The sequence below is a fragment of the Rhizobium sp. BK491 genome (assembly GCF_014194925.1).
In the GTDB taxonomy this organism is placed as follows: Bacteria; Pseudomonadota; Alphaproteobacteria; order Rhizobiales; family Rhizobiaceae; genus Rhizobium.
The window spans coordinates 1,063,225-1,080,369 of record NZ_JACIAR010000002.1 but is presented as its reverse complement, the minus strand read 5'-3'; the positions used below and the strand labels follow the sequence as shown (position 1 = coordinate 1,080,369).

The following is a 17,145-nucleotide window of genomic DNA, read 5'->3' as shown; positions in this document are numbered from 1 at the left end:
GTTCCTTGAATATATCAGGCAAGCAATGCGGCAAGCGCCGTATCTATATCTGCAGCATTGTTGACGGCGATGCCGTTGACCGATTTGTCGATGCGGCGGGCAAGACCCGTCAGCACCTTGCCGGCGCCAATTTCATACAATGTCGTCACGTTGTTGGCGGCAAACCATTCCACCGTCTCGCGCCAGCGCACCTGTCCGGTGACCTGCTCGACGAGCAACCGCGCGATCTCATCGGCGTCGGTAACCGGAGCCGCCTTCACATTGGCGATAACAGGCACGACCGGTTTGGTCTTGGCGACGCCGGCAAGCGCTTCCCGCATGGCGTCCGCAGCAGGCGCCATCAATGCGGAATGGAACGGCGCGGAGACCGGCAACAGGATCGCGCGTTTCGCGCCCTTGCCGGTCGCAAGTTCCGCCGCCTTTTCGACCGGGGCTTTCTCGCCGGAGATAACGATCTGGCCGCCGCCATTGTCATTGGCGATCTGGCAGGCGCCGAGCACGGAAGCTTCTTCGCAAACCGCGATGACATCGGCATGTTCAAGGCCGATGATCGCAGCCATCGCGCCGACGCCGACCGGAACAGCCGCCTGCATGGCATTGCCGCGGATGCGCAGCAGGCGCGCCGTGTCGGCAAGCGAGAAGGTGCCGACGGCACAGAGAGCGGAATATTCGCCGAGCGAATGACCAGCCACATAGGCGACCTTGCTCTTCAGATCGAGGCCACGCGCCTGCAGTACACGGATAACTGCCATCGACACTGCCATTAGCGCAGGTTGCGCATTGGCCGTCAGGGTCAGCTTATCTTCCGGGCCGTTGAAGACAACGTCGGAGAGCTTTTCACCGAGCGCATCATCGACTTCCTCGAAGACGGCGCGCGCCTCGGCGAAATTGTCGGCAAGGTCCTTGCCCATGCCGACGGCTTGGCTGCCCTGGCCGGGAAATGTGAAAGCAACAGTCATTATAAAGCGTCCTTTTGGGGGTCGTTTTGCTTCCCAATGACATTGTTTGCAGCGGAGTCAATAGTGCAAGTCCCGCAGCCGCGCGCTTTTGCGGCTGCGAAGTGCAATGATTTTTTTCTTGCGCTCGCTCAGATCGAGCCTAAATTTGCGCGACCTCATTCATTTTGACCTTCTCCCATCCCCAAGGTTTTCCCATGAAATATAAGAGATTAGGCCGCACCGATATTTCCGTTTCGCAGATCTGCCTGGGCACGATGACTTGGGGCACGCAGAACAGCGAAGCCGAAGCCCATGAACAGATGGACTATTCCGTTCAGAAGGGCATCAATTTCTTTGACACCGCCGAAATGTATCCGACGACACCGGTGGGACCGGAGACTCAAGGCCGCACCGAAGAATATATCGGTACCTGGTTCGAGAAGAGCGGCAAGCGCAAGGATGTCGTGCTCGCCACCAAGGTCGCCGGTCCCGGCCGCGAATATCTGCGCGGCGGACAAGGTCCGGACGCAGCCAATATCAACGCAGCTGTTGATGCCAGCCTGAAGCGGCTGAAGACCGACTACATCGATCTCTATCAGGTCCACTGGCCGAACCGCGGCCATTTCCATTTCCGTCAGAACTGGCGCTATAACCCCTTCAACCAGGATCGCGAGAAAGCGATCGCCGATATCACCGAAATCCTGGAGACGATGGGCGAGCTGGTGAAGGCCGGCAAGATCCGCGCCGTCGGCCTCTCGAACGAGACGACCTGGGGCATTCAGAAATATCTGACGATTGCCGAGCAGAAGGGCCTGCCGCGCGTCGCCACGACCCAGAACGAATACAACCTGCTCTATCGCCATTTCGACCTCGATCTGGCCGAACTGTCGCATCACGAAGATGTTGGGCTGCTCGCCTATTCGCCGCTCGCCGGCGGTATCCTCACCGGCAAATATGTCGGCGGCGCAAGGCCGGCCGGCTCGCGCGGCTCGATCAATCTCGATATCGGTGGCCGCCTGCAGCCGCTGCAGGAACCGCCGGTGAAGGCCTATCTCGAAATCGCCGCCAAATACGGCATCGATCCTTCGAAACTGGCGCTAGCCTACTGCCTCACCAAGCCGTTCATGACCTCGGTTATCATCGGCGCGACGACGATGGCGCAACTCGAGACCGATGTGGCCGCTGCTTATGTGACGCTGCCGGAAGAGGCACTTGCCGAGATCGAGCAGGTGCATCGCAAGTATCCGATGCCGATGTGAGGAAGCCTGCCGGTAGGATTCTAAACGGATAAGCGGGCAAGTTTGTCCGTTTATTCGGCCGTCGTGGTGGAAGCACGGCAGCAGATTTCGCGAACGTAGTTGTTGCCATAAGTAACGAAGGCGGTCGGAGGGATACTTTTGGTATTAATCAAAGGCTGAAATACAAGGGAATTAACATCTCCCTCGTACGTCCCAACAATCGTGACGGCGTAACTCCCCTGTGCGGTTAAATGAACTGCCATTGGAATAAATGACTGCTTGGCGAAAACCATTGCGGGCTCTAAAAATTTTTCAGTGGTTATTTCAATGTATCGCCTCCCAAGCTGTTTTTCTTCAAATTCACGCACCCATACCGACGTTTGGGGCATATAACCGGCTTTTTTGCCGATCAACACGCGATACCAGTCGCCGGTGCTCTTGATGATCTGTAACTCGCTTCCATTCGCAAAAGCCGCAATCGTCTTGGAGCGGATATCCCGCCCGGCTTTTAATAAAGCCGAACCACTATCATCTTGAACAATACCGTTTCTTGGGACAGGAACTTGCAGAAGCGGCGGCTTCTTGCTCAGCGTCTTTGACGTTCTGCGTCCGTCAGCAGTCGGTGCCTGAGCTTTGTCGGACGACGATTTGACCTCAGATTCATGAACTTCTTGAAACGAGACCGTCGTAACGCGAAACTGTGTCATTTCGCTCGATGACAAATAACGAATATCATCGCTGTCGTATTTTAGGGCAAGCTGCAGCAAACTAGGATCGACGCCCATTTCGTTCATATAGGAAATCACGTCGGCGGTTTGCTGTTGAACGGCCGCAACGGCATCCTCGACATTCATTCCACTGGTATCGCTGAACGAAGATTTATGAACGCCGATCGCACCCGGCTCGGCATAACGAATTACGCCGCCAAGAAATGACAAGGAGCAAGCCGAGGCACATTCCGAGCCCCGGGAAGCCACGGTTTGAAGGCCAAGAGAGCGGATCAGACGGCCGAACTCCATGGCCTTGTATACGTTTCCGCCGCCACTGAAGAAACTAACGGAAAACGCATGGCTGGAAAGAACTTTGTTGCGGAATATGGTCAAGTCATCGTCAGCTTCGAACTGACCAGTCACCATGATAAACTTAGAACCATCTTTCAGGCTATAGGCTTCATAGCTTAATCTCGCTATTGCATCCTGAGCGAGAAGGATGAAGCCCAAAACAAGACCTGCCAAAGCAAAGTTTTTTCTCATTACTTTCACAACCCAGCCCCCGATATCAGCCAAGTCATGAATTCCACAGGTTCTATCATTTCACAAGTCTTGATTGCAGTGCATATTTCAAGAGTTGCTCGGCTCCAAGGTTGACATGGAACAAGCCTCCAATACCGCTATTAATGTCCTGCCGACTGCCGCAAGCAACTATTACTCCGCCTTCGGCGCAATCGCCAATTCGGAACCATAAGCCTCCTTCAATTCTTCCTCCCCTTTCACACGGTCCGTGGACTTGTGAAGCAGGATCGACCGATAACCCTCCGAACTCCGTCCCTCGATCAAGGTGACATCGGCATTTCCGGGATTGTCCGAGCGCTCGAACCAATCGACCGGGTGATGCAGGAAGTTCATCTCGAAGGCGCGGTTGGTAACGCCGTGGCCGACGATGACGACATTGTTTCTGCCGTTTTCGGCGTCGTGCATAACGGTCTGCAGGAACAGACGGACGCGCTGGGCGACATCGGCGCGGCTTTCGCCATCCGGCGGACGCGCGTAGAACTTGCCGTTATTGTTGCGCAGCCTGGCCCATTTCTCGAACTCGTCGGGGAATTTCCGCTTCTGTTCGGCGTGATCGTAGATTTCGGTGAAGAGCCCGAAATCCTGCTCACGCAGCAGATAATCCTCTCTGACATCCCCGATGAGCTCGGCAGACAGAACCTCCAGCAGGGCATCCTTGCTCTGCCGCGTCCTCAGGAAAGGCGAGTACCAGACGCACAGCTTGCGCAATTCGGCTGATGGCAATGCCTTCAGATAGGCTGATATCGCCTCCCCCGCCTCCAGCACCTGTCGATAGCCCCATTCGGTCAAGGGCACATTATGATCGCCGAACTGCCGATAGGCTCGGTCGTCTATATTGCCGAGGGATTCGCCGTGCCGAACGAGAAAGATGCGCATGAACCATCCCTGTTGCTGCAATTCGCATCCCATCATATGTGAGAGCGCGGCGGGTGCAACGCTGCGGCGGATGGGAGCTCACGATTTGGCCCGAGCATCAACGCCGCTCACGGGCAAACGGCATAATTTCGCCCGCACCCTTGCCTTTCGGAGAAAAATCCGTATAAGCCGCCCTGTTCGCAACCCGGTCTTCTGGCTGGTGGCTGAACGGAGGGCCGGTTTTCCGCAAGGGGAATCGTTCGGAACGGAAGCGTTCCAGCCTCCCGTGTCTCCGCTCTCGACCGTCTCGGAAACGCTTTTCTTGCTTGGGTTTACCCTCTCAGGAGCAGTCGTTGAGGCTTAGCCGCCGAATATCGGGTTCAGACCAACGCAAGAAAGGCAAAGCTATCCATGGCTCTTTACGAACATGTATTCCTTGCCCGGCAGGATATTTCCGCTCAGCAGGTCGACGCCCTCGTAGAACAATACAAGGGTGTCATCGAAGCTCACGGCGGTAAAGTCGGGCGTATCGAGAACTGGGGCCTCAAGTCCCTTACCTACCGCATCAAGAAGAACCGCAAGGCTCACTACGCCCTGATGGACATCGATGCTCCGGCCGCTGCGATCCAGGAAATGGAACGCCAGATGCGCATCAGCGAAGACGTCCTGCGTTACATGACGATCGCTGTCGAGAAGCACGAAGACGGCCCGTCGGCCATGATGCAGAAGCGCGACCGTGACGACCGTCCGCGCCGCGATGGCGACCGTCCGGAGCGCAGCTTCGGCGATCGTGGTCCGCGCCCGGATCGTGGTGACCGCGAAGACCGTCCGCGCCGTCCGCGCGAAGACCGCGTATAAGGAGATTTGAGAATGTCTGAAGTTTCCTCCGCACCGGTCCGTCGTCCGTTCCATCGCCGCCGCAAGACCTGCCCGTTCTCGGGCGCCAATGCGCCGCGCATCGACTACAAGGACGTTCGTCTCCTGCAGCGCTACATTTCCGAGCGCGGCAAGATCGTTCCGTCCCGCATCACGGCCGTTTCCCAGAAGAAGCAGCGCGAACTCGCCCAGGCGATCAAGCGTGCGCGTTTCCTCGGCCTGCTGCCCTACGTCGTCGCTTAATATAAGCTGACGCCGACTGAATTAGAGGGAAGGCAGCGATGCCTTCCCTTCTCCCTTTCGCGATGGGCGCGGATCGGAACCTTGAAACCCCATGTTGGGGATAAGCTTTCACGCCCGCGTGGCGAAGGCATCCTCTAACTGCTCGATACGAAGCAGGACAGCGACGTGAAAAAGTTGAACGTAAAAGAGCTTGGCATCGGCGCGCTCGCCGGTCTGACCGCCGCCCTACTCGTGTATGGCGCGACCCTTCAGCCATTGTTGTTCATCCTGTTCGGCGCGCTTTCCGCTCTCCCGATTCTGATCGTCGGCCTCGGCTGGGGCAATATCGCCGTCATCGTTGCCGTCGTGGTCGCCGGCATCGTCGGCACGATCATCGCACCCTCGGTCTATTTCGGGCTCTTCGTCGTTCTCTTGACGCTGATACCCGCATGGCTCAGCCATCTCGCCAATCTGGCGCGTCCTGCCTCTGAACTTGGTGGGCCGGATAATCTGATGGCCTGGTATCCGCTCTCCGACATCATGCTGCATCTGTGCGGCCTTGCAGCCGTCGTCATCATCGTCGCCGGCGCGGTCATGGGTTACGGTGCCGATTTAGTGGGACAAGTCGTCGACGCCTACATGGCCGCGGTGAACCAGCAGTCTCCCGATCTTCAGCTCAATCCGGTTGCGATCGCGAAGATGAAGTCGCTGATGCTCTACATGATTCCGATCGCCTGGGGCATGATCTGGGTCATGATGCTGCTGGCCGCCTATTATGTAGCGACCCGCATTGTCGCGGCCTCGAGCCACAATCTGCGTCCGCGCGACGATATCCCCTCGTCGCTGCGCATGAACCGCAATGCGATCTTCGTCTTTCTCGTGGCGATCGTCGCGATCTTCTTCAGTGGCGTTCTCGGCCTCATCGCCGCCGCCGTGCTTGGCGCCTTCGGCGCGGGCTTCATCGTTTCCGGCTTTGCTTCGCTGCACTACCGGACGCGGGGCAAGGACTGGCGTCTGCCGGTTCTGATCATCTGCTACCTGGTATGCTTCTTTGTGACGCTGCCGCTCTTCATCATCCTTGTTCTCGGCCTCTACGATACTCGCAAGGCGATATCGCTCACCCCGAACAAGAATGCCGACACACCCAAACAAGACACGAAAATCTGACATCGAAAGGAACAAGAAAATGGAAGTCATTCTTCTCGAACGCATCTCCAAGCTCGGCCAGATGGGCGAAACCGTTAAGGTTCGCGACGGCTTTGCCCGTAACTACCTGCTGCCGCTCGGCAAGGCGCTGCGCGCCAACGCCGCCAACAAGGCTCGTTTCGAAGCCGAGCGCGCAACGCTCGAAGCCCGCAACCTCGAGCGCAAGAGCGAAGCCCAGAAGGTTGCCGACGTTCTCGGCGGCAAGTCCTTCATCGTCGTTCGCTCGGCTGGCGAAACCGGCCAGCTCTACGGTTCGGTCGCTGCTCGTGACGTCGTCGAAATCCTCGCCGCCGAAGGCTTCAACATCGGCCGCAGCCAGGTTCACATGAACACGCCGATCAAGGCTATCGGCCTGCACGATGTTGCCATCGGGCTTCACGCCGAAGTCGAAATCAAGGTTGAACTCAACGTCGCCCGTTCCGCTGAAGAAGCCGAGCGTCAGGCCAAGGGCGAAACCCTCACCTCCGCAGACGCCATCTACGGCGTTGACGAAGACGCGCTGCGTCCGGAAGATTTCTTCGATCCGGAAGCTGACCGCGACGGCGAAGAAGAAGCTTGATCCTCAAGCCTTCTCCAAAACTGTGAATGAAAGAAAGCCTGGGTCCTCGACCCAGGCTTTTTGGTTATTGGCAGACGATAAAGCGAACGCCTCTGTCAGTCGTTATTCCTGGGCTCCGGCAGTGGAGCCGAATCCTTGTCAATCGAAACGACGACGGACATGCCAGGCGCCAACTGGTCGGCGAGTGGCTGTCCATCCTCGATCTTGATCCTTACACCGAGACGCTGGGCGACCTTGGTGAAATTGCCCGTGGCGTTGTCGGGCCTGATGACGGCAAATTCGGAACCCGCTGCCGGAGAGAAACGCTGGATGCGGCCCTTGATCTCGCGACGCCCGAGCGCATCCACGGAAATCGTGGCGGGCTGGTCGAGCTTCATGCCATCGAGCTGCGTTTCCTTGAAATTGGCTATGACCCAGACGTCCTTCGGCACCAGGTTCATCAGCTGCGTACCTGGTGTCACATATTGGCCGAGGCGTACGCCAACTTCCCCAATGCGGCCGTCCTGCGGCGCCCTGATGGTCGTGTTGTCGAGATCGATATCGGCAAGCTGCACGGCAGCCTCCGCGCCGCTGACACCGGCTTCCAGGGAGGCGCGGTTGACGATGATCGTCGTCAGGTTCTGCTCAGAGACGTCGAGAGCGGCCTTTGCCTGATTGACCGATGCCTGAGCCTGCTGCAGCGTCGCCTGCGCCTGTTCGGAATCGCTCGTGGTCGAGACACCTCTGGAGACCAGTGTCGTGACGCGATCGAAGGCAAGCTGGGCACGCTTCAACGCTGCATTGGCGCTATCGATCTGCGCCTGGCTGGAGACGATGCCGGCCTTGGCGGCCTGCTCCTGCTGCTGCGAATTGGCAAGTGCCGCCTTCTGCCCGTCCAGCGTCGCGTGGGCTTGCGCCACCTTCTGCTTGTAGATGCGGTCGTCGATCTGGGCGAGCACATCGCCCTCCTTGACGAGCTTATAGTCCTTGATCGGCACGTCGGTGATATAGCCGCTGACCTGCGGGCTGATCGTGGTGACATAGCCTTTGACATAGGCGTCGTCCGTGGTCTCGACGGAGGTTTTGAACGGCGGCAGATGCCAGGCATAAAGTATCAGCATGACGCCGCCGACACCGGCGAGCACGGCGATGACTTCGATTGGAGAGCGAACGAGCCTCGACATGGAGCTATTTCATATCCTCATGGGTTGGATGTCACGACCTCAGCCCGACCGTCGGCCAGGCGAGCCCTGACGAATCGGAAGAAGACATGGATTGAGAGGCCGGCAAGCGACAGGAAAGCGATTACGGCGGCAGTGAAGAAGGCATCTCCATAGGCGAGCATATTGGCCTCGCGGCTGACCTGCGCACCGAGCAGCGCCAGCCCCTCCCCCTTCAGGAGCGCGCTATCCCCGATCACCTTGCCATAGGAGGATGAAAGCTGGCTGACGCGTGTGGCCACATGCGGATCGGTCAGAAGCACGCGCTCGGTCAGGACGGCAGAATGGAACTTCTCGCGAATGGTGATCAGCGTGCCATAGAAGGCTGAGCCGATCAGGCCGCCGATGCTTTGCGTGAAGGTGAAGACGACAAAGAAGGTCACCAGATAGGGGGGACCCTTGGATATAGCCTCCTTGAAGCCTTGCGACATGGAGGGCGGCAGGAACAGGGCCGCGCCGGCTGCGACCAGCGCCTGGCTGAAATACATCTGCTCAGGACGGGTCAGGTTCGTCACCTGCGAATCCATCAGCGAGCCCACCCCCATCAGGATAAGCGCGACGAACTGGATCTGCCACGTGTAGCCGTAGCTCATGAACACGGTGCAGATGAGCCCGCCTATGATGGAGAAGGCCAGGATGATCCAGTACAGAATGGAAAGCTGATCATAGAGGAGCCCGACCGCGTTCTGATAAAAGGTCATGATGACCGAGGTCTGCTCGGCGGCAATGATGCGGAAGACCAGCAGGATCGCCGTCAGATGTAGAATTTCCGGCCGAAGCAGCCAGCGAACGTCGATCAAAGGCGTCGACCGCCTCAGCTCGACGACAATGGCAACGGTCAGGGACGCGATGGCAATCACCAGGACGACCCCGAGCCATGGCACCTCCAGCCACCAGTAGAGGCGCCCGACCGACAGGGCGACGGCCAGACAGCCGAAACCGATCGCCACGAGAAGGTAGCTGAAGATATCGCCCAGCACGATGACTTTTACACGCGGCGGCGGTGTCAGCGGCAGCAGATAGATGATCGGCATGACGAGGAGCGCCAACGCCATCTCGAGCGTGTACAGGCCACGCCATTCGCCATAGTCCAGCAGCGAGGGTGACACGAGGCGCGTGATGGGAGCGGCAAGCAGCGTGTTCATCATCGCCAGGCTGACGCCAACAGTCATCTTCTTCGCCGGCTCGAAGGCCTCCAGCATATAAAGGAAGCCGAGTGTCGATAGCGGCGCGCCGGCAATTCCGCTCAGGAAGCGGACGACGATCGCAGAATGCAGGTCGGAGACGAAGAGATTGAGCAGCGAGGCGAGCACGAAGCCGAGAATGCTGACCTCGGCGAAATTGCGCACGCCATATTGAAGGCGAATCTTCACTAGAGCGATGGCGAGGCTGACATTGGGTGCCATGTAGGCGGCAGAAAGCCACGCCGATTCTGTGGTGGTCGCCGCAATGGTTCCCTGAATCTGCGTAAGGTTGGCGAAGGCAAGATTAAGACCCAGACCCTGGGTCAGGAAGAACAGAACGGATGCCGCAATATAGAGCGGCACTTTCCAGCCCGGCATAGGCGGTGGAGCGGGCGGGACGGCGTTGGCTTGCGCATTGGCGACCGGGCCCGGATCCCCGCTCATGCATTACCTCATGATTTGCCGATATTCTGAAGATTGGCAGTCATGGCGCGAATAACCTTCAGCGCCATGCCGACATCCTCGTCCGAAATCCCCTCCAAGATATCCGCGCGCACACCGGTGGCAAGAGCTTCGACCTCCGCAGCAACGACTTTTCCGGATTCCGTTATGAAGATTTGCTTGGCGCGGCGATCGGATACGGCGGCCCGACGTTCGATGAAATTCTGCGCCTCCATCGCATCAAGGATGCGTACGAGCGTCGGCGTTTCCAGCTCCAGCTCGTCGGCAAGCTCCCTCTGGTTTATCCCATCCCGGCGGGAGAGCTTGCGAAAAACCCTCGCACGGGAAAGGGTCATGCCGTGCTCGCGAACGAGGGCGTCAAAAGCCGCCCTCAGCTTGCGATTGAACGAAGAGAGGTCGTCGAAGAGTTCTTGTCTTGATGGCGCACCTGGCATTATTGCAGCTTTATATAATTAGCATCCTACCCTAATTAAAGGGAATACCCGGATTTCCCCAGCTTTTCAAGCATGATAGCCGCAACAATTGATGTACACGGCGAAAGACCCGGCTAAAATATCCCCACGGATGATTTGCATATGTGATTCGTGTGTCGATCTTTTCGTTGCAAAGTGGTCACAAGAGATTTTTTACATCCCGGCAATCTGCGCCTGTGGACGAGTGGAAAAACGTTGATAGGCCGGACCTATTCGCCCCACTTCGCGTGGACGCTCATTTGCACGGTTGACCATGACATCGGATCGTCGCAAACCAGTCGACACCCTAAAGCATGAAGAGATGGAAAATGAACGAAGCTGCGCGCAAGCTCGCCGCCATTGCTCCCGCCGACCAGCATTATCGTGAAGCGCCCAATAACATTGAGGCGGAACAGGCTCTGCTCGGCGCCATCCTTGTCAATAATGATGCCTATTACCGCGTCTCCGACTTCCTGAAGCCGATTCATCTTTACGAACCGCTGCACCGCAAGATCTTCGAGGTCGCCGGCGACATCATCCGCATGGGCAAGACCGCCAACCCCGTCACCATCAAGAGCTTTGTGCCGGCGGACGAGAAGGTCGGCGACATGACGGTTGCGCAATATCTAGCGCGGCTTGCCGTCGAAGCCGTGTCGATCATCAATGCGGAAGATTATGGCCGCGCCATCTATGATCTGGCGCTGCGCCGCGCGCTGATCACTATCGGCGAGGACATGGTCAACATCGCTTATGACGCACCGCTCGACATGCCTCCGCAGACGCAGATTGAGGATACGGAGCGCCGGCTGTTCGAGCTTGCCGAGAATGGCCGCTACGACGGCGGTTTCCAGTCCTTCAACGATGCCGTGGCGCTCGCAATCGACATGGCGGCCGTCGCCAAGGAGCGTGACGGCGGCCTCTCCGGCATCTCCACGGGCATCCACTCGCTTGATAGCAAGATGGGCGGCCTGCAGCGCTCCGACTTGATCGTCCTTGCCGGTCGCCCCGGCATGGGTAAGACCTCGCTTGCGACCAACATCGCCTACAATATCGCCGCCGCTTACGAGGGCGAAGTCCAAGCGGATGGCTCGATGAAGGCGAAGAACGGAGGCGTTGTCGGCTTCTACTCGCTGGAAATGTCGTCCGAACAGCTCGCCACGCGTATCATCTCCGAGCAGACGGAAGTCTCCTCGTCGAAGATCCGACGCGGCGACATCAATGACGCCGATTTCGAAAAGCTCGTCGCCTGCTCTATGATGATGCAGAAGGTGCCGCTCTATATCGACCAGACCGGCGGCATCTCCATCGCCCAGCTTTCCGCGCGTGCCCGACGCCTGAAACGCCAGCGCGGCCTCGACGTTCTAGTGGTCGACTACGTGCAGCTGATGACCGGCTCCGGCAAATCGAACGAGAACCGTGTTCAGGAAATTACCCAGATCACCACCGGACTGAAGGCGCTCGGCAAAGAATTGAACGTTCCGATCATCGCGCTCTCCCAGCTCTCGCGTGCGGTCGAAAGCCGCGACGACAAGCGACCTCAGCTTTCCGACCTGCGTGAATCCGGTTCGATCGAGCAGGACGCCGACGTGGTACTCTTCGTGTTCCGCGAGGAATATTACGTCAAGAACCAGGAGCCGCGCGATCCGAACGACCCGAAATATGGGGAATGGGAAGCCCTGTTCGACCGCGTCAAAGGCACGGCCGACGTCATCATCGCCAAGCAGCGCCACGGACCGACGGGCACGGTGAAGCTCGCCTTCCAGTCGGAATTCACCCGCTTTGCCGATCTCGCCGACCCGTCTTTCACGCAGTATGAGGAACATTGACACGAAGCTTGACGCGTCAATGTTCCGCTGGGACGGAGAAACGCTTCGCACTTTTCCCGGAGACGCTTCACAGTCCCGCAGCTCGCAGCAAAGCCACCGTCGCGACACCGACAACAACGCTTGCCAGCATCGGCAAGCGGCGTGAGACGATTGCGGTGGCCGCGCAGGCCAGCGCCTCCGCCCAGCCGGTAGCAAAAGCCGTCGGAGCAATGACGGCCATCAGCACGGCCGGTGGAATAGCTTCGATTGCGGTTCGCCGGCGCTCGTCGATCTTCACGTAGCGAATCAAGACGAGACCGCCAACACGGGTGAAGATCGTTGCGGCAGCCATGGCGAGGATGGCGAGCAGTGTGTTGAGATCAAGCGTCATGCCCCCTGCTCCCGCGCCCTGCCTTTCCAGAAAGCCATTGCCAGCCCCGCCAGCGCACCGGCTGCAATATGCCAGACACCGGGCACGAACTGGTGGACAGCAACGGCTGCAATTCCGCTTGCGGCAAGCACCGCGCCGGTTTCCGGTCCTTTCCAAAAGCCCATGACCAGCACGATGAAGACAGCGGGAAAGGCGAAGTCGAGACCAATGACGGCGGGATCGCCGAGAAAGGCGCCAAGCAGAGCACCCGCAAGCGACGAGCCGACCCAAGCCAAGTAGAAGGGCGTGACGATGCCCGCATACCAGGCGGGTGTGAGCCGCAACGTGCCGGCGCGGAATTCCGCCATGGCCCAAATCTCATCGGCGAGAAACAGCATGGCGATGTAACGTTTGGTGCCGGAGAAAGACTGCATCTTCGTGCCGATCGAAGCGCTCATCAGTAAGTGCCTGACATTGACGAGCAAGGCCGCGAAGCCGGCGCCAATCCAGCTTGCGGGATGTGTCCAGATATCCATCGCCACGAATTGCGAGCCGCCGGCGAAGACGAGCGCGCTCATCAGTGTGGTCTCAAGCGGCGAAAGCCCCTTGGTCGCCGAAACCGCGCCGAACACGAGGCCGATCGGCAGAACGGCGACGATCAGCGGAAAAATGGCACGCATCCCGGCTTTGAATTCGCCGGCCGGCCGGCTTTGCTGCAACATTGGCAACCTCCACTTTAACAATGACGAAGAGGTAGCCGACGGCATCTGGCGCTGTATTGAACGAAAGTGACTAGAGCTCCATCCAGAATCGGCAAAGCGTTTTCAACATTCGCAGAAAAGCGAAATGCTCTATGTTCTTATTTCCCAGCGCATTCCGGATGGAAAACCGCTGCGCACTTTTCCTGGGAATGCTTTAGCCGACGCGGAATTGACCGGGGGTGACGCCGGTGCGCGATTTGAAGTGGCGCGTGAAATGCGCCTGATCGGCGAAACCGCATTCCACGGCGACATCGGCCGGCATGCGGCCTTCCCTGAGCAATCGGCGGGCAACGATGACGCGCCGGTCGGTCAGAAAGGCGTGGGGCGTAATATGATACTCCCGGCGGAAAGCGCGGATCAGGTGCGCGCGGCTCAGCCCCGCGACCTTGGCCAACTCCTCCAATCCGATATCGCTGTCGAAATTCTCACTGAGGTAGTCGCGGGCGCGCGCGACGGCGCTACGCTCCTTCGTATCGACGGGAAGGATGATAGTGCTGCCGTAGCGCGCAAAGAGCGCCGCCAGCACCGAGAACATGCCTTCATCGGATTCCAGCGCGCCGGCGCCGCTCTCGAGTGTGCGATGCGCCTTGTGGAAGGCGTCGGCAAGCTGCGGATCGCGCAACAACGAACTGGCGAAAGATGGCGTCGCGTTGAAGGCTTTGCCCGTGACGTCTTCCAGAATGTCGACGAAGAGCTTCGCGTCCGGGTAGATCATGCGGTAGCGATAGCCTTCGCCGCCCGGAGCGCCGTCATGTACTACTCCAGGATTGATCATATAGAGATCGCCCGGTCCGGCTTCTTCCCGACTGCCGAGCAGCGTGGTGATCTGGCTGCCTCTTTCAATCGTCCCGATGCTGAAGGTGTCGTGCGCATGCGGCGCATATTCATGCGTCACGAAGCTTGCGCTCAGGCATTCCATGCCGCGAAAACGACCGTCCCGCCAGAAGCGGGTCGATTCCACCTTGGCAAGCGGCATGGCGTCAGCCGCCTCTTTCTGCGAAACGTTCTGCATGTCAGCACATTATCGAGCCGGCTGCCGCGCGTCTTGAACAAAAGTGATCGCATATGAGAAAGGCTGGTATCCAGCCTTTCCGCGCTTTCTCCTTGCAACAATCCTCTCTACAACTCGCTTCTCATCGCGGCGATTCATGACAGATTTTCCCTCCCCTCCTGAGGCGACGATGCCTTCACTTTCGCGGCCTGATCTCGACGCGCTCGCCGAAACCGGCGCAAGCATGGGCGGTGAAGATTTGCGTAGAGAGACCCCTCTGCTTTGATGGATCACACGTCAGCCGTCCAACCATGCTGCGAGGCCATCCAGCGTCTGTAGCCCGTATTCGACCGCGCCGAAGCCGATGACGAACCGGCGCCGCTCGGGGCTAGGGTGGAGTTGGCGCAGGGTAAGAACCGTCTTGCCGTCGGCTTGCTCATCGAAGGTCACTGTGACGCGGAAACGATCGGGGTCATTGGGCTCCGGCGTGCCATGGTCCATCACAATCCGCTCGTTCGGGACGATCTCCAGAAAGCGCATGAGGTTCGCAAAGCGCTGCTTCCGGCCCTCGAACACGCCCACCATGTCGAACCGCCAGATCCCGCCCTCGCGGATGTCGGCTTCGTGGTTCTCAATTTCAAATCCGGCCGGACCGTACCATTCGGCGAGGGCCTTGGGGTCCATCCACGCGGCAAAGACCTTGTCGCGCGGATGATTCAGCAGTTTCACCAGCACGATTTCCCTATCGAGCGCCCAAGTGTCGAACGGGTTTGCCATGTTCTCAATCATCCTCTTCCTTCTTGTCCAAGTAGACTTCCAGGCGATCCAATCGTTCGGTCCAGCGCCTGCGCTCTGCCTCCATCCAGTCCGCAGCCTCGTCGAAGCGCGCCTGCACCAGTCGGCACCAGCGGCTGCGCCCCCGCTTCTCGCTAGCGATCAGTCCGCAATCCTCCAGCACCTTGAGATGCTGGGCGAAGGAGGGCAGTGCCATGTCGAAAGGTTCGGCAAGGATGCTGACCGGCACCTCGCCCTCAGCCAGCCGCGATACCACCGCGCGGCGGGTCGGGTCGCTGAGAGCATGAAAGGCAAGATCGAGGGGCGTCGAATGGTAAGGCATATGACTCGGTAAAACGTCTTCAACCTTTAGTCAACAACAATAAGGTACTTGCCTTAGTGTCTGCATCTTATATAAAGGCACTTACCTTAGTATTTAGCTCCGGACTGCTGGAGCAGCTATGGTGCAACCACTCGCAAGGAGAGCTCCAGTGGCAATACGTGTCGATCTCATGATTTCGCTCGACGGGTTCGCAACGACGACGGATCAGACACCCGAAACCCCGTTTGGCGAGGACTGGCCGCGTCTCGTCGGCGCATATGTTGCAACGCGAACGTTTCGCGAGCGCGTCCTCAAGGATACCGGCGGAACCGGGACCACAGGTGTCGACGATAATTACGCTAGAGAATACTTCGAGAACGTGGGTGCCGAGATCATGGGCGCCGGCATGTTCGGGCTGCACAACTTCCCCGACGACCCGAATTGGCAGGGCTGGTGGGGCGAAGAACCGCCCTTCCGCGTCCCAGTCTTCGTCCTCACTCATACTCCCAGACCTTCCCTGGAGATGGCTGGCGGCACCGTCTTCCATTTCCTCAGCGCGGCGCCGACCGATGTGCTCCAGCAAGCCGTCAAGGCGGCGGACGGTAAAGACGTAAGGATCGGCGGTGGCCCTACGGTCGTTCGCGACTTTCTGAAGGCGGGCCTTGTCGATCGTCTTCATGTCGCGATCACGCCGATTCTGCTCGGACGAGGCATACGCCTGTGGGACGATCTGCGCGGCCTGGAAGCTGGCTATGCGGTCAAATCAGAAACCGCACCGAGCGGCACTATCCATCTCACCTTCCAACGCTAGCCGCCTGCCTCTGGCCTACCAGCGCGCACCAGAACTTCGCTGCCGCGAGGCCATCCAAACAGTCTCTGCGAACTTCGGCCGCCGCTTATAACCGGTGGCCGAAGCGAAAGTCATAGGTAGACGTCTGAAGGCGTGATCGGATCCGTCGTTCTGCTGGACGATCAAAAGATGAAAACCTAAAAAGCATTAAGCCCAAACCCGCCCTTGAAGGAGGAGAAAAATTGAAGCGCATCGAGATGAAGATAAGCGGCGGCTGCCAGTGTGGTGCTGTGCGCTACCACGCAAGCGCTATGCTCGATAATTCGCATCTCTGCCACTGCCGCATGTGCCAGAAAGCCTCTGGCAACATCTTTGCCGCGCTCGTCGCCGCGCCTAATGATGCGCTCACCTGGACACGCGGCAAGCCGAGCGTCTGGAAGAGCTCGGAGCTTGTCGAGCGCGGCTTCTGTGCCAATTGCGGCACGCCATTGTTTTTCCATCACCTCGAAAACGGCCGCACCAACCTGATGATCGGTTCGCTGGACGATCCGCACGCCTTCCCGCCGCATGCCAATACCTGCACCGAGAACATGGTGGCCTGGTTCAATACGATCACGGGCATAGAAAATACCGGTGCGACCGAAAATAACGGCGCCGATTGGGCTGCGGCGATCAAGACGAGCAACAACCAGCATCCTGATCGCGATACCGCCTCATGGCCGGTGAGATGGCGTGACGACTGAGTCCTATTCCGGCCTTTGCCGGCGGGGTACTGTCCGTTGCCGCTATTGCGAAATAGCCATCATCCCGGAAACTAAAGCCTACGACTGCCTACTTTCAAGATGATGC

Annotated in this window: 19 protein-coding genes; 8 read left to right on the top strand and 11 right to left on the bottom strand. The window is 58.7% G+C overall.

Going from position 1 to position 17,145, the window contains the following annotated elements; all coding sequences use genetic code 11:
• Positions 1–14 precede the first annotated feature (14 nt).
• Complete coding sequence (fabD, locus tag FHX05_RS13175; RefSeq protein ID WP_183872134.1) at positions 15–959, bottom strand: ACP S-malonyltransferase; 945 nt, start codon at positions 957–959, stop codon at positions 15–17.
• 194 nt (positions 960–1,153) lie between these two features.
• On the opposite strand from fabD, the gene FHX05_RS13170 reads away from it, so the two are divergent.
• Complete coding sequence (locus FHX05_RS13170; protein WP_183872132.1) at positions 1,154–2,197, top strand: aldo/keto reductase; 1,044 nt, start codon at positions 1,154–1,156, stop codon at positions 2,195–2,197.
• A 50-nt stretch (positions 2,198–2,247) separates the two neighbouring features.
• Here FHX05_RS13170 and FHX05_RS13165 read toward each other — a convergent pair whose 3' ends face one another.
• Both FHX05_RS13165 and FHX05_RS13160 read right to left on the bottom strand, forming a co-directional pair.
• Positions 2,248–3,462, bottom strand: coding sequence for a hypothetical protein (locus FHX05_RS13165; protein ID WP_183872130.1), 1,215 nt, complete (start codon positions 3,460–3,462; stop codon positions 2,248–2,250).
• A 138-nt stretch (positions 3,463–3,600) separates the two neighbouring features.
• The gene (locus FHX05_RS13160) at positions 3,601–4,344 is read right to left on the bottom strand and encodes a phosphoglycerate mutase family protein (RefSeq protein ID WP_183872128.1); all 744 of its coding nucleotides are present in this window, start codon (positions 4,342–4,344) and stop codon (positions 3,601–3,603) included.
• Between the two features lie 390 nt (positions 4,345–4,734).
• Here FHX05_RS13160 and rpsF point away from each other — a divergent pair, with 390 nt between their 5' ends.
• The 4 genes from rpsF (at position 4,735) to rplI (ending at position 7,186) form a co-directional block, all read left to right on the top strand.
• Positions 4,735–5,181: a 30S ribosomal protein S6 gene (gene rpsF / locus FHX05_RS13155; RefSeq protein ID WP_015339354.1), complete on the top strand. Its 447-nt coding sequence runs from the start codon at positions 4,735–4,737 to the stop codon at positions 5,179–5,181.
• 12 nt (positions 5,182–5,193) lie between these two features.
• Positions 5,194–5,442 (top strand): 30S ribosomal protein S18, encoded by a 249-nt coding sequence (gene rpsR / locus FHX05_RS13150; protein WP_004122103.1) that lies wholly within the window; start codon positions 5,194–5,196, stop codon positions 5,440–5,442.
• Between the two features lie 165 nt (positions 5,443–5,607).
• Positions 5,608–6,588 carry a DUF2232 domain-containing protein gene (locus FHX05_RS13145; RefSeq protein WP_183872126.1) on the top strand — a complete coding sequence of 327 codons (981 nt, stop codon included), beginning with the start codon at positions 5,608–5,610 and terminating at the stop codon, positions 6,586–6,588.
• Positions 6,589–6,607: 19 nt separating this feature from the next.
• Entirely contained in the window at positions 6,608–7,186 is a 579-nt protein-coding gene (rplI, locus tag FHX05_RS13140) for a 50S ribosomal protein L9 (protein ID WP_015339352.1), read from the top strand.
• A 95-nt stretch (positions 7,187–7,281) separates the two neighbouring features.
• Here the strand turns inward: rplI and FHX05_RS13135 are convergent, their stop codons facing one another.
• Genes FHX05_RS13135 through FHX05_RS13125 form a run of 3 tightly spaced genes read right to left on the bottom strand, consistent with a single transcriptional unit; the run spans position 7,282 to position 10,465 of the window.
• Positions 7,282–8,349, bottom strand: coding sequence for an HlyD family secretion protein (locus FHX05_RS13135; protein WP_183872125.1), 1,068 nt, complete (start codon positions 8,347–8,349; stop codon positions 7,282–7,284).
• Positions 8,350–8,366: 17 nt separating this feature from the next.
• Entirely contained in the window at positions 8,367–10,013 is a 1,647-nt protein-coding gene (locus FHX05_RS13130; RefSeq protein ID WP_183872123.1) for an MFS transporter, read from the bottom strand.
• A gap of 8 nt (positions 10,014–10,021) precedes the next feature.
• On the bottom strand, positions 10,022–10,465 hold the full coding sequence (locus FHX05_RS13125; RefSeq protein ID WP_112607325.1) for a MarR family transcriptional regulator: 444 nt from the start codon (positions 10,463–10,465) through the stop codon (positions 10,022–10,024).
• A gap of 347 nt (positions 10,466–10,812) precedes the next feature.
• Between FHX05_RS13125 and FHX05_RS13120 the strand changes: the two genes are divergently transcribed.
• A complete protein-coding gene (locus FHX05_RS13120; protein WP_112337927.1) occupies positions 10,813–12,309 on the top strand; it encodes a replicative DNA helicase in 1,497 nt (498 codons plus the stop codon).
• Between the two features lie 67 nt (positions 12,310–12,376).
• On the opposite strand, the gene FHX05_RS13115 is transcribed toward FHX05_RS13120, so the two are convergent.
• The 5 genes from FHX05_RS13115 to FHX05_RS13095 form a co-directional block, all read right to left on the bottom strand.
• Entirely contained in the window at positions 12,377–12,679 is a 303-nt protein-coding gene (locus FHX05_RS13115; protein ID WP_183872121.1) for an AzlD domain-containing protein, read from the bottom strand.
• Positions 12,676–13,380, bottom strand: a complete 705-nt coding sequence (locus tag FHX05_RS13110) for an AzlC family ABC transporter permease (protein ID WP_183872119.1) — start codon at positions 13,378–13,380, stop codon at positions 12,676–12,678. The genes FHX05_RS13115 and FHX05_RS13110 overlap by 4 nt, the downstream gene beginning before the upstream one ends.
• 193 nt (positions 13,381–13,573) lie before the next feature.
• Positions 13,574–14,395: an AraC family transcriptional regulator gene (locus tag FHX05_RS13105; RefSeq protein ID WP_183872458.1), complete on the bottom strand. Its 822-nt coding sequence runs from the start codon at positions 14,393–14,395 to the stop codon at positions 13,574–13,576.
• 312 nt (positions 14,396–14,707) lie between these two features.
• Positions 14,708–15,187 (bottom strand): SRPBCC family protein, encoded by a 480-nt coding sequence (locus tag FHX05_RS13100; RefSeq protein ID WP_112414729.1) that lies wholly within the window; start codon positions 15,185–15,187, stop codon positions 14,708–14,710.
• Between the two features lie 4 nt (positions 15,188–15,191).
• Positions 15,192–15,527 carry a metalloregulator ArsR/SmtB family transcription factor gene (locus FHX05_RS13095; protein WP_015339343.1) on the bottom strand — a complete coding sequence of 112 codons (336 nt, stop codon included), beginning with the start codon at positions 15,525–15,527 and terminating at the stop codon, positions 15,192–15,194.
• Between the two features lie 148 nt (positions 15,528–15,675).
• On the opposite strand from FHX05_RS13095, the gene FHX05_RS13090 reads away from it, so the two are divergent.
• Positions 15,676–16,317 carry a dihydrofolate reductase family protein gene (locus FHX05_RS13090; RefSeq protein ID WP_183872117.1) on the top strand — a complete coding sequence of 214 codons (642 nt, stop codon included), beginning with the start codon at positions 15,676–15,678 and terminating at the stop codon, positions 16,315–16,317.
• Positions 16,318–16,538: 221 nt separating this feature from the next.
• A complete protein-coding gene (locus tag FHX05_RS13085) occupies positions 16,539–17,039 on the top strand; it encodes a GFA family protein (RefSeq protein WP_112337931.1) in 501 nt (166 codons plus the stop codon).
• The last annotated feature ends 106 nt before the right edge of the window (positions 17,040–17,145 follow it).